The 12,114-nt window shown below is 58.7% G+C and carries 9 protein-coding genes and 1 other annotated feature; of the genes, 5 read left to right on the top strand and 4 right to left on the bottom strand.

Features of this window, described 5'->3' with window-relative positions:
* Positions 1–153 precede the first annotated feature (153 nt).
* Positions 154–543: an META domain-containing protein gene (locus I6L45_RS00310; RefSeq protein ID WP_216983121.1), complete on the top strand. Its 390-nt coding sequence runs from the start codon at positions 154–156 to the stop codon at positions 541–543.
* 105 nt (positions 544–648) lie between these two features.
* Here I6L45_RS00310 and aceK read toward each other — a convergent pair whose 3' ends face one another.
* On the bottom strand, positions 649–2,376 hold the full coding sequence (aceK, locus tag I6L45_RS00305; protein WP_216983120.1) for a bifunctional isocitrate dehydrogenase kinase/phosphatase: 1,728 nt from the start codon (positions 2,374–2,376) through the stop codon (positions 649–651).
* Between the two features lie 195 nt (positions 2,377–2,571).
* Between aceK and I6L45_RS00300 the strand changes: the two genes are divergently transcribed.
* From I6L45_RS00300 to thrC, 4 genes are all read left to right on the top strand, one after another.
* Positions 2,572–3,279: a tRNA/rRNA methyltransferase gene (locus tag I6L45_RS00300; protein WP_216983119.1), complete on the top strand. Its 708-nt coding sequence runs from the start codon at positions 2,572–2,574 to the stop codon at positions 3,277–3,279.
* Between the two features lie 68 nt (positions 3,280–3,347).
* Positions 3,348–3,482: a sequence feature (Thr leader region), on the top strand.
* Positions 3,483–3,530: 48 nt separating this feature from the next.
* On the top strand, positions 3,531–5,990 hold the full coding sequence (gene thrA / locus I6L45_RS00295; RefSeq protein ID WP_043759023.1) for a bifunctional aspartate kinase/homoserine dehydrogenase I: 2,460 nt from the start codon (positions 3,531–3,533) through the stop codon (positions 5,988–5,990).
* A 2-nt stretch (positions 5,991–5,992) separates the two neighbouring features.
* Entirely contained in the window at positions 5,993–6,985 is a 993-nt protein-coding gene (thrB, locus tag I6L45_RS00290; protein ID WP_254204356.1) for a homoserine kinase, read from the top strand.
* A complete protein-coding gene (gene thrC, locus I6L45_RS00285; protein WP_216983118.1) occupies positions 6,982–8,256 on the top strand; it encodes a threonine synthase in 1,275 nt (424 codons plus the stop codon). The genes thrB and thrC overlap by 4 nt, the downstream gene beginning before the upstream one ends.
* 201 nt (positions 8,257–8,457) lie before the next feature.
* Here the strand turns inward: thrC and I6L45_RS20155 are convergent, their stop codons facing one another.
* Genes I6L45_RS20155 through I6L45_RS00270 form a run of 3 tightly spaced genes read right to left on the bottom strand, consistent with a single transcriptional unit; the run spans position 8,458 to position 11,437 of the window.
* A complete protein-coding gene (locus I6L45_RS20155; RefSeq protein ID WP_216983117.1) occupies positions 8,458–8,724 on the bottom strand; it encodes a YkgJ family cysteine cluster protein in 267 nt (88 codons plus the stop codon).
* On the bottom strand, positions 8,721–10,292 hold the full coding sequence (locus I6L45_RS00275) for a hypothetical protein (protein ID WP_216983116.1): 1,572 nt from the start codon (positions 10,290–10,292) through the stop codon (positions 8,721–8,723). Before I6L45_RS00275 ends, I6L45_RS20155 begins: the two co-directional genes overlap by 4 nt.
* Before the next feature lie 47 nt (positions 10,293–10,339).
* Complete coding sequence (locus I6L45_RS00270) at positions 10,340–11,437, bottom strand: hypothetical protein (RefSeq protein WP_216983115.1); 1,098 nt, start codon at positions 11,435–11,437, stop codon at positions 10,340–10,342.
* Positions 11,438–12,114 lie beyond the last annotated feature (677 nt).

Raw genomic sequence — 12,114 nt, 5'->3', positions numbered from 1 at the left:
TTGGGCCCGAACAGGACTACAAGCATGGCACATGCCAGCGGGCTGTAAAGGGAACCCCGATCACAATAAAAGAGTTTTGACGGGGGGCGGAGTCGTGTTACACAGGCCCCTCACTCTGTGTCTTCACGATAATCTCCATCACGAGGTGAACTCATGAACAAGAAACTGATCCTGCTGGCCGCACTGGCCCTGGGAGGCTGCGCCATGACGACGGGGTCCACAATGGCCGAACTGCAGGCATCGACCTGGCAGTTGCAAGGGGCGAGCGGTGACACCTTCACCCTGCAGCTTGCCGGCGACAAGGTCGTGGGCAAGGGCGGCTGCAACCGCTACTTTGGCGGCATTACCCAGCAGGGCGACGGCGTGCTGACGCTCGGTCCCATCGGTGCAACCCGCATGATGTGCATCGGGGATCAGATGAGCAAGGAGATGGACTACCTGAAAGCGCTGGAGAAGGTGGCAGGCTTCCAGGTGAGCGGCGATCAGCTGGTGCTCCAGGATGCCGGCAAGGCGACGCTGCTGACGTTCAACGCCATCAAGTAAGCTGGTGCCGTCAGAGTCTGTCGCAGACCAACGCCCGCACCACAGTGTGACAGGGATGTGCAAAAGGGGCGCCGTGGCGTCCCTTTTTGATCGCGGGGCAGAGGGTCAGCCCCCCCGCTGAAAGCGGAAGCGCTTCTTGCGCCGATAGGGATAGACGTCCTCGAACACCCCCTCCTTGATGTTGCTCTGCAGCCGCTTCCAGTAGTTGGCATCGAACAACTCCTTGTGCAGCTGCATCATGATCTCCCGCACCTGGGGTTTTTGCAGCAGGAAGGTGGCGAACTCCTCGGGGAAGATGTCGTTCGGCGCCACCGAATACCAGGGCTCGGCGCTCCACTCGTCCTCCGGGTAGCGCGGGGGCGGGATCTGGCGGAAGTTGCACTCCGTCATGTAGCAGATCTCGTCGTAGTCGTAGAAGACGACGCGGCCGTGGCGGGTCACCCCGAAGTTCTTGAACAGCATGTCGCCGGGGAAGATATTGGCCGCCGCGAGCTGGCGGATGGCGTTGCCGTACTCCTCCAGGGCGAGCCGGGTCTGCTGCTCGTCCGCCTGATCCAGATAGAGGTTCAGCGGGATCATCTTGCGCTCGGTATAGAGGTGCCTTATCACCAGCTTGTCGGCCGTGATGGTGAGCGCCGAGGGGGCCACCGCCTTGAGTTCGGCCAGGAGCGCCGGCGAAATCCGCTCCAGCGGAAACTCGAAGTTGGTGAACTCCTGGGTATCGGCCATGCGGCCCACCCTGTCGTGCTGTTTCACCAGGCGGTACTTCTCCTTGACCTGCTCGTGGCTCACCTCCTTGGGCGGGGTGAACTCGTCTTTGATCACCTTGAACACCACGTCGTAGGAGGGGAGGGTGAACACGCTCATCACCATCCCCTTGATGCCGGGGGCGATGACGAACTGCTCCCGGCTCTGGGCCAGGTGCTGCTGATAGTGGCGATAGAGCTCGGTCTTGCCGTGCTTCTGGCAGCCGATGGCGTTGTAGATCTCGTAGTCCGGCTTGCGGGGCATGATCTGGCGCAGGAAGGCGACGAAGAGCGCCGGCACCGGAGCATAGACCATGAAGTAGGCGCGGGCGAAGCCGAACACGATGGAGGCCAGCTCCGGCTCGAAGATGACGGTGTCCACATAGATGCTCTGGCCCGTGCTGAGCAGGGGCAGGATGAAGGGCAGCACCTGCCCCTTCACCCGGATGAGCCCCACCAGATAGGCCCCCTTGTTGCGATAGAACACCTCCTTGAGCAGCTCGATGGCGAACGGCTCCTCCTGCAAGATGGCGGGGCCGCTCTCGGCCAGGTGGCGGTGGATGTCGATGATGTCCCGCTGCTTGTCCTCATAGGGCAGGGTGAAGCTGTAATCCCCGAGCAGTTGGCTCAGGGTCTGGGGCAGGTGCGCGAGATCGGTGCGATAGACCCGCAGCAGGGCGCTCAGGTCGGGATGATCGCCGCGGCTCACGAAGGGATGGATGTAGAGGTTCTCGTCGCGGATGTTGCGATGGCGGAAGATCCGGCGATAGACGGAGTTGAAGAAGGACTCCGCTACCTCGAAGTTTTCGCAGCGGGGCAGCAGATCGCTGAAGGCCCCCTTCACCTGCTTGAGCAGGGACTGGGTGGCGTGATGCTCCCCCATCATCTGCTTGATCTGGGCCGTGGTGGCGCCGACGTGGTGATCATAGAGGCGGATGCGCTCGCGCCCGGCGAGCTGCACCCCCAGCCAGTCGCTGTTCTCGAAGCGGCTCTTGCTGCCCTGGGTTATCTCGAGAAAGCGGCTGTAAAACGACTCGAAGCGTTGCAGGATAGTCTCGGCGACGGCCTGCTCCAATGGCTGCTGCATCTCTCTCTTCCTTGTGATCTGGCGGGCCGATGGCATCTGTGCCAGGAGCAAAACGGGTCACTCCCTGGGCCACTATGGCAACATCCAAACATCTGTTCAAGTGGCAATCTTCGGGGATAAACGGTAGATTGCGCCCCTGTTTTGCCGGCGTTTCGCAGCCGTTCGCGGCGTCGGCCCCATCCAGGAGAGAACCCGATGAAACTCTATTTTGTGCTGGTGTCACCCGCCCGCGCCGCCAATGTGGGGGCTGCCGCCCGCGCCATGAAAACCATGGGCTTCGATGCCATGCGGCTGGTAGGGAGCCGGGTACACGAAGAGGAGGAGGCGAGCTGGGTGGCCCACGGGGCGCAGGAGATCCTGGCAGAGGCGTCGGCCTTCGACACCCTGGAAGAGGCGCTGGCCGACATGGATCTGGTGATCGCCACCACGGCCCGCCAGCGCGGCCGCTACCAGCACTACCTCACCCCGGGGGAAATTCGCGAGCAGATCCGCGCCAAGCCCTCCCTTGAGAAGGTGGCCATCGTGTTTGGCTGCGAGGAGTCGGGCCTCTCCAACGAGCAGCTCGCCCAGGTCGATCTCATCAGCTACCTGCCCCTCAAGGTGAGCTACCCGTCCCTGAACCTGGGGCAGGCGATCATGCTGTACGCCTATGAGCTGAGCCCCCTGCTGGATGACCAGCCGGTCGACGGGTCCCGGTCGGTAGCAGAAAATTTTGAGAGCACCGGGCAGGTTCGCGTGCTGAAATCAAAAACAGCAGAATTGCTTAATGATATCGGTGTTTCGCAGGATGAAAAACTGCATCAGTGGGTGATGGACCGAGTGCCCATGCTGCCGCAACGGGATCTGAATATGCTCCATCTGCTCTGCAAAGACCTCGCCCGCAAGTTTGGCAAGGAGGTTTAGGTTGACAGCCCGACGTCCGGCGCGGTATTGCTAAAAGCCAGCTTCGTTCAAGAGTGTTCGTCATGCAGCTATTCACCAACGTCATCACCACCACCATTATTACCGGTACCACCACAGGTGGCACTGGGGCCGGTTGATGCGCTGACGAACAAGCACAGAAATCAGAAAAAGGCCCGTACCCACCCAGTACGGGCCTTTTTTGTTGGGGCAATTTCAGACTGATTTTCAACGGATTACAGGGAGAGAAAGCGATGAGAGTGTTGAAGTTTGGCGGGTCGTCACTGGCCGATGCAGAGCGTTTCTTGCGGGTCGCCGATATCGCGGTGAACACCCACGGGCAGTCCCAGGTGGCCCTGGTGCTGTCGGCACCGGCCAAGGTGACCAACCACCTGGTGGCCCTGGTGGAACAGACCAGCCGTGGCATGGATGCCAGCAGCACCCTGTTCGAGATCAACGGCATCTTCTCCCGCCTGCTGGCGGGCCTGAAGGCCGCCTACCCGGCCCTCGATGACAAGGCGCTGCAAAGCCGCCTCACCGCCGAGCTGGATCAGGTCGAGCGCCTGATGCAGGGGGTTCGTCTGCTGGGGCTCTGCCCGGACAACGTTCAGGCCCGCATCCTGAGCCGGGGGGAGAATCTCTCCATCGCCTTCATGCACGAACTGCTGCGGGTGCGCGGCCTCGAACTGGATCTCATCGTGCCGGAGCAGCTGCTGGTGACCGACGGCGGCTACCTCGAAGCCCACGTGGACATCGAAGCCTCCCGCCTGCGCTTTGCCGCCAAGGGTCTGCGCTCCGACTGTCTCTACCTGATGCCGGGCTTCACCGGTGGCAGCGACAAGGGCGAAACCGTGCTGCTGGGCCGTAACGGCTCCGACTACTCCGCCGCCGTGCTGGCCGCCTGCGTGGATGCCGAGTGCTGCGAGATCTGGACCGACGTGGAAGGCTGCTACAACTGCGACCCGCGCCTGGTGCCGGATGCCTATCTGCTGAAAACCCTCTCCTACAAGGAGGCGATGGAGCTCTCCTATTTCGGCGCCAAGGTGCTGCACCCGAAAACCATCGCCCCCGTGGCCCAGTTCCACATCCCCTGCCTCATCAAGAACAGCTTCAACCCCCAGGGTCCGGGCACCCTCATCGGGGTCGACCAGGGGGAGGACGATCTGAAGGTGAAGGCCATCTCGGATCTCTCCGGCATGTGCATGTTCAACGTCTCCGGCCCCGGCATGAAGGGCATGGTGGGCATGGCGGGTCGCATCTTCTCCGCCGTCTCCCGCGCCGGGGTCAGCATCGTCCTCATCACCCAGTCGTCCTCCGAGTACAGCGTCAGCTTCTGTATCCACAGCTACGACAGCGACAAGACCCGCAAGGTGCTGGAGCGCGAGTTCGAGCTCGAGTTCAAGAACCAGCTGCTGGATCCGCTCGAGATCATGACCGATCTCGCCATCATCTCCCTCATCGGTGATGGCATGCGCACCTCCAAGGGGATGGCGGCCCGCTTCTTCACCTCCCTGGCCCAGGCGTCCATCAACATCGTCGCCATCGCGCAGGGGTCGAGCGAGCGCTCCATCTCTGCCGTGGTGCGCTCCGGCAAGGTGGCGGAAGCCATCAAGGCGTGCCACCAGAACTTCTTCGGCAGCCAGCAGTTCATCGACCTCTTCGTGGTCGGTGTCGGCGGCGTCGGTGCGGCCCTGGTGGATCAGATTGCCCGCCAGCAGCCGGTTCTGGCCGAGCAGGGCACTGGCCTTCGGGTAGTCGGCATCGCCAACAGCCGCCAGATGGCGGTCAACAAGGATGGCCTGAACCTCGCCAACTGGCGTGAACAGCTGGTGGAGGCGCAAGGCAGCTTCAGCCTGGAGGCGGTGAAGAAGCTGGTGGAAGAGAGCCACCTCATCAACCCGGTGATCGTGGATTGCACCTCCAGCGAGGCGGTGGCCGTCCAGTACGCCGACTTCCTGGCGGCCGGCTTCCACGTGGTCACCCCGAACAAGAAGGCCAACACCGGGTCCCTGGATTACTACAAGGCGCTGCGTCGCACCGCCCGCCAGACCCGCCGCAAGTTCCTGTACGAAACCAATGTGGGCGCGGGCCTGCCGGTCATCGAGAACCTGCAGAACCTGATCAAGGCCGGCGACAAGCTGCGCGCCTTCGACGGCATCCTGTCCGGCTCCCTCTCCTTTATCTTCGGCAAGCTGGACGAGGGCATGGCCTTCTCCGAAGCCACCCAGATCGCTCGCGGCAACGGCTTCACCGAGCCGGATCCCCGCGACGATCTGAACGGCATGGACGTGGCCCGCAAGCTGCTGATCCTGGCCCGTGAGGCCGGCATGGCGCTGGAGCTCTCCGACGTGGAAGTGGAGCAGGCGTTGCCGCCGGGCTTCGACGTCAGCGGCGACGTGGAAGCTTTCATGGCCCGTCTGCCCGAGGCCGACGGCTGGTTCCGCGACCAGTTCGCGGCGGCCCAGCGTGAAGGCAAGGTGCTGCGCTACGTCGGCTCCATCGAGGGGGGCAAGTGCAAGGTCGCCATCAAGGCAGTGGGTGGCGACGAGCCGCTGTTCAAGGTGAAAGACGGGGAGAACGCGCTCGCCTTCTTCTCCACCTATTACCAGCCCATCCCCCTGGTGCTGCGCGGCTATGGCGCAGGGACCGAAGTGACCGCCGCCGGCGTCTTTGCCGACGTGCTGCGCACCCAGAACTGGAAGCAGGAGTTATAAGCATGAGTTCAGCGATGAACCCGAATGTGGAAGTGGGCGGCAGCGTGGTGGCCTATGCACCGGCCTCCAGCGCCAACCTGAGCGTGGGCTTTGACGTACTGGGGGCGGCGCTCGCCCCCGTGGATGGCTCCCTGCTGGGGGATCGCGTCCAGGTCAAGGCGGCCGATGTGGCCTTTGCCCTCTCCTCCGTGGGCCGCTACGCCCACAAGTTGCCGGACGATCCGAAAAAGAACATCCTCTACGACTGCTGGGTCGCCTACGGGGAGGCGCTGGAGAAGCGCGGCCTCACACTCCAGCCCCTGGAGATGGTGCTGGAGAAGAACCTGCCGGTAGGCTCGGGCCTCGGCTCCAGCGCCTGCAGCGTGGTGGCGGCGCTGGAGGGCCTGAACGCCTTCCATGGCGCGCCCCTCAATGAACACGACATGCTGCTGCTGATGGGGGAGATGGAGGGCAAGATCTCCGGCTCCGTCCACTACGACAACGTGGCGCCCTGTTATCTCGGCGGCATGCAGCTGGTGCTGGAGGAGGGGGGCGTCATCAGCCAGGGCATTCCGGTCTTTGACGAGTGGTACTGGGTGGTCTGCTACCCGGGTACCGTCGTCTCTACCGCCGCCGCCCGCGCCATCCTGCCGGCCCAGTATCGCCGCCAGGACTGCCTCACCTATGGCCGCCGGCTGGCCGCCTTCGTGCACGCCAGCTACAGCCGCCAGGAAGGGCTGGCCGCCAGCGTATTGAAAGACGTGATCGCCGAGCCCTACCGCGCGGCCCTGATTGAAGGCTTCAACGAGGTGCGGGCCCAGGCGGCCCAGAACGGGGCGCTGGCCACCGGCATCTCGGGGTCCGGTCCCACCGTGTTCGTGGTGATGAAGGATCCGGCCCAGGCCGAACGGATGAAAGAGTGGATGGAAGCGCACTTCGTGCGCAATGAAGATGGATTTGCCCGGGTCTGCAAACTGGACATGGCCGGGGCACGGGTAACAGGAAGCGAGCTATGAATCTTTACAACATCAAGGACAAGAGTGAACAGGTGAGCTTTGCCCAGGCGGTGCGTCAGGGGCTGGGCCGCGAACAGGGGCTGTTCTTCCCAGAGACCCTGGAGCCGCTGGCCGACGTGGATGCCCTGCTGGATCTGCCGCTCGCCGAGCGCTCCGCTCGCATCCTGAGCCACCTGCTGGGTGACGAAGTACCGGCTGCCAAGGTGAGCGAGTTGATCGATGCCGCTTTCACCTTCCCGGCGCCCCTGGTGAAGTTGAAAGACAACACCTATGCCCTGGAGCTGTTCCACGGTCCGACCCTGGCGTTCAAGGACTTCGGCGGCCGCTTTATGGCCCAGTGTTTGGCCGCCTTCCGTACCAACGACAAGATCACCATCCTCACCGCCACCTCCGGCGACACCGGCGCCGCCGTGGCTCACGCCTTCTATGGCCTGGAGGGGATCGAAGTGGTGATCCTCTACCCCAAGGGCAAGATCAGCCCCTTGCAGGAGGCGCTGTTCTGCACCCTGGGCGGCAACATCCGCACCCTCGCCATCGACGGCGACTTCGATGCCTGCCAGGCGCTGGTCAAGGATGCCTTCGACGATGAAGGGCTCAAGACCGCCATCGGCCTGAACTCCGCCAACTCCATCAACATCAGTCGCCTGCTGGCCCAGGTCTGCTACTACTTCGAGGCGGTGGCCCAGCTGCCGAAAGCCGACCGCGCCAAGGCGGTCATCAGCGTGCCGTCCGGCAACTTCGGTAACCTCACCGCGGGGCTCATCGCCAAGGCGCTGGGGCTGCCGGTGAAGCGCTTTATCGCCGCCACCAACGCCAACGACACCGTGCCGCGCTACCTGAAAACCGGCCAGTGGGAGCCGCACCAGACGGTCGCGACCCTGTCGAACGCCATGGATGTGAGTCGCCCCAACAACTGGCCGCGCGTGGAAGAGCTGTGCCGTCGCAAGGGCTGGGCGCTGGAAACCCTGGGCTCAGGCATGCGTGATGACGCCCAGACTCGGGATGCGCTCAAACGCCTGCATCAGCTGGATTACCTGTGCGAGCCCCACGGGGCGATTGCCTGGGATCTGCTGAACGAGCAGCTCGCCGAGGACGAAGTCGGGGTCTTCCTCTGCACCGCCCACCCGGCCAAGTTCAAGGAGTCGGTGGACGAGATCCTGGGGCTGGACGTGCCGCTGCCTGGCCCGCTCGCCAAGCACGCCGCGCTGCCCCTGCTGTCCCACGACCTGCCCGCGGAGTTTGCTCGGTTAAGGGGCTTTCTGCTGGCTTGATATGCCGCGCCGAGGTAACCGATAAAAATAAAAATCCCCCGGTAGCGGGGGATTTTTATTTTCTGAAATGGGTAAAGTCAATCAAGCCCGATGGTCTGAGCAATTGAGCTGGGCAACCATATGGATCACGCCTCGCTCATACGAGAGGGATGGCTAAGGCTGCTTTACCGTGTTCCATGAGCGCGCCCATCTTCATCCACTCTATAATTTCTCCAAAATCAGACATGCTTCACGATTCAGCATAATAAACTCCTGCCAGTTAAAATACTGCTGGTAATTAAGCTGATACTGCTTCTCAATTTGACAAATAAGCGGGCGCGTTTCATAAATTTCGCACAGTTTTTTTTCCATCTGATAGTGTCGACAAATACCGTCACCTCGATCGAGGAACTGCGTTTCACTAGCGCGATCAACATGACGACAGCAGGCTCCGCACTGGTTGCAGGGGAACTTCGGAATGAGCGTCATAACTTGTTTAGCCAGCTACGTACAGAACGAGTATTCCCCGCCTCAAACGGTAGCGTTATATTACGGCGCTCGACCTCGGCTTGTAGCAACAAGCCACGTTTTATTTCGCTATTCACTGCGTTAAGATGTAGTGTAAAGCGTGCCAGCTGTGACGAATCTATTGCGAACTCCAGTGCCGAAAGCTCCAGTAAGTAACGATCGAGTTCGGCATTAACTTGTTGATAATAATCAAGCGCTTTCTGGTACTTATTTTTAAAGGTATCCAGAAAAGCCCAGACTTTTTTCATCAACGCGCTGTGTTCAAGAAAATAGTTCATCACTAGCGTCAGGATACCGGTCGCCAGCGCACCGCAGAAGGCGGCCAATTCCGGGCCAAAGGGAAAAACGAGAATTTTTCCTAATGCTTCGTTTATCACCACACCCGCTGCGACGGCCACCCCGGCAGCCACTAGCTTACTGACCGCCTTTGCCAACTGCCCCGGCGCCAAACCCTCTGGATTAAAGACCATTACTTTGAAGGCCTGCACCAGATTGTTCCACATCTCGCGAATGAGCCTCACCATCATTTTCTTTGTAGTAAAGAAGATATTGAAGAGCGTAGTTGTAATGCTGGACAGCATGCCGCCAATCGCACCGTCCTTAAAGGAGGTCAGGAAGGTGTGAAATTTGGTCTGCACCCTTACCCAAACGGCGCGTAATACTTCAGTGGCATCCTGCAGAAAATCTCCGGCATCAAATGCGTAACGATGCTTCTCAAACATCACAGGAATATGTTCTCGGAATTCAAACCAGGTTTCTGCCAGAATCAGTCCAAGCATCTGCCGCGTTCCCATACGAAATGCGTTGTTCAGCGTAGCGCTGGCGACATTCTTCGCAAACTTGCTGCTGGTGTAATATTCTTGGTTGATAGTGCTGTTGTATTTTTCCCGCGCCTGCTTATCCGCCTCTTTCATACGTTCAAAATCGGCGTTAGCTTTATTTTCCAGCTTGTTTAGTTGCTTCTGTTCTTGCTCGGATAGTGCTGGTTGGCTGCGTAATCTAGCAATTTCCTGCGTCGTGGTAGCATGCTGGTCTTGCAGCGTTTTTAAGAAGGCCTCCATCGTTTTCGCCTTCTTCGCCTTATTGATAGACTCGTTCGTGAAGGTAAGGTTAGATGAGTCATTAGCTAGGTCGGCGCCATCTCGCTCGGCAAGAATACGCCCAGGATCGTTGTGAATCTCATGGGCGGAAATAATATGGTCGAGATTTTTTTTGTCATTGGCTGCAAAATGTTCACCGGTATAGGTATCAGTCAGTGTTCCGGCCTCATGCGCTTTTTTTCCTGCCCGGTTGGTGGCGATGTAGTTTTTGTGGCTGTGGTAATGATGCGAATTATATCCTTCGCGCTGTTCATACAGCTGACGTTCGGCATCTGTGGCATACACCCCCTGACGGACATTGTGAATGGTATTCACATCGCCGCCGTGCTTATCCTCCAGCAACAGAAAATCTAACCCAAACGAGGTTGTTAGGCTTTTGACCACCGTCTGATGTAATTCTTCTCCCCAGTCAAACCTGGCTGCGTTCATTGTGCTCTGTCCATAGCAATGCCGGGCTGGTTAGCCCGGCGGGTCGATTAAATACGAGAGGAAAACGAGTCGAAATCAGAGGCTGATGCTGTCAGTTTTTCATCTAGCGCCTCTCTGTTAAGCAGATTCATACCGTTGCTGTCGGTCTGCAGTTGGATCACTCCATCTTCAATAACGGCTTCGCCGTTTTCCTGCGTCACCGGTTTGAAAAGTGGTGTGGTAATCACGTCGGTCATGATGGCGGCTAATTCGTAGCCGTGGTCGATAAGCGTCATGATCTCTTCCGACTCATTAATTTCGGTAGTGATATTTTTTTGATGACGTTCAACGATGACCGCATGCATCGCTTTAAGTGGTTCAAAGTAATGCTGCACGAAGACTGCATGCATACTGGTGATCGACTCATAGATGCTATTTACATATTGCTGTACTTTTGTCAGATGCGCTTCAGCTGCATTCATTTTCTCTACCGCCGTGTTTACTTCACGGGAGCTTTGGTAGGCGCTGTTAAGTGCTTTTTCCGCATGGTTATCGTAGGCCCAGCCAGCAATAGCTATCAGTGGCGCCACCACCGCACCGCCAAGCACCATCGCGCCGCCAGCCATCCCCCAACCACCTGCGGCCAACGAACCGCCACCAATTGCCGCCATCGTGGCATTGTAAGCTGCCGCACCAGACAGCGCCGCAATAGGCGTTCCGGTAGAAGCGGCAGCAAAAGCCATTACACCGCTGTACACGGCAAAACCGGCTGCGGCACCAGAAACGCCTGCACCGACAACAGTGGTCAGGTATTCTGTTGCCGAAATAGCCAAGTTCTGAATCTTATTAATGCTGTGCTTTGGTACAGTCAGCTTGAGGTTTTTATGCCCATCCTTTGCCATTCGCTCAAGAAGATCAATAGCTATTGTATTGAATTCATTGAAGTCATTGCCTATTTTTAGCTCTGCGCTGCCTAATTCTGAAAGCTTTTCCGATGTTGTCTTGTTGATCGTCTCAAAACTATCTTTATGTTTATCAAAACGGCGCTGAGCGCGATCTAATACGTCATCGGCTTCTGATTTTTTCTGGTAGCCGTCATACGCTTTTTTGCCACCAAAAGCTGTTGCCGCTGCTGCGGCACCCAGAATAATGAAAGGTAATGCCATAGGTTATTATCTCCTGTGTTATAAATTTTTAGCTATCGTCAACAGTGGTCTATTGATCTAGGCGGTATTTCTGTCTGACTTATCCCATATCTGTATTACACCTTGCTGTGGTCAAATAAAACTGGACACGGCTTTCAGGTCCCTGATATCCCAAGTCAGTGAAGACAAACACTTTCTTGCCATGGATTCGATATCCACCTGATTAAAGTTGTGCTCGTTAGCTGGTCTTCAAGCTGTGGGTGAGGACACTTTTGGTATGAACGCCGATATGGGCCTTCATACCGAAATATCATTGATGACCTTTTGGTCTGGCGTATCTCAACGTCACGCTTTCCGCACTTGTTATTGGTGGCGTTAGGGGCCACCGATGATGATGGAATTGACTAGAGAACCTTGCATCATCATGAAGCCAGCACTCATTGTGCGAGTATTGGGCTTCGCTGCGAGATGCATAAATCTTTGCTTAAAACCCACGCTACCGCCCCTGGATTACAGCTTCCAATGCGCTCAATTAACCAGCGGGCGGGGCCCGGATGGTGCTATAGGCGCCGAATGGCCAGCATAGCCTCAAGCCTCATACGCAAACCAGTCAAAAGTTGACGCAACCGCAGAGAACGACTGGATTTTTGCGCCAGCTCACCAATCTAGCCTCTCGTCTCTTGGTGGAGCCGGGGCGG

The sequence above is a fragment of the Aeromonas sp. FDAARGOS 1415 genome, from assembly GCF_019048365.1.
In the GTDB taxonomy this organism is placed as follows: domain Bacteria; phylum Pseudomonadota; class Gammaproteobacteria; order Enterobacterales; family Aeromonadaceae; genus Aeromonas; species Aeromonas taiwanensis.
Note: the sequence above shows the minus strand (reverse complement) of the source record. Positions and strands in the feature narration are given on the sequence as shown.

Excerpts from the sequence above, each read along its gene's own strand:
- aceK (WP_216983120.1), bottom strand. The coding sequence starts at position 2,376 with ATGCAGCAGCCATTGGAGCAGGCCGTCGCCGAGACTATCCTGCAACGC.
- I6L45_RS00275 (WP_216983116.1), bottom strand. The coding sequence starts at position 10,292 with ATGAACGCAGCCAGGTTTGACTGGGGAGAAGAATTACATCAGACGGTG.
- thrB (WP_254204356.1), top strand. The coding sequence starts at position 5,993 with ATGAGTTCAGCGATGAACCCGAATGTGGAAGTGGGCGGCAGCGTGGTG.
- thrC (WP_216983118.1), top strand. The coding sequence starts at position 6,982 with ATGAATCTTTACAACATCAAGGACAAGAGTGAACAGGTGAGCTTTGCC.
- I6L45_RS00270 (WP_216983115.1), bottom strand. The coding sequence starts at position 11,437 with ATGGCATTACCTTTCATTATTCTGGGTGCCGCAGCAGCGGCAACAGCT.
- I6L45_RS20155 (WP_216983117.1), bottom strand. The coding sequence starts at position 8,724 with ATGACGCTCATTCCGAAGTTCCCCTGCAACCAGTGCGGAGCCTGCTGT.
- I6L45_RS00310 (WP_216983121.1), top strand. The coding sequence starts at position 154 with ATGAACAAGAAACTGATCCTGCTGGCCGCACTGGCCCTGGGAGGCTGC.
- I6L45_RS00300 (WP_216983119.1), top strand. The coding sequence starts at position 2,572 with ATGAAACTCTATTTTGTGCTGGTGTCACCCGCCCGCGCCGCCAATGTG.
- thrA (WP_043759023.1), top strand. The coding sequence starts at position 3,531 with ATGAGAGTGTTGAAGTTTGGCGGGTCGTCACTGGCCGATGCAGAGCGT.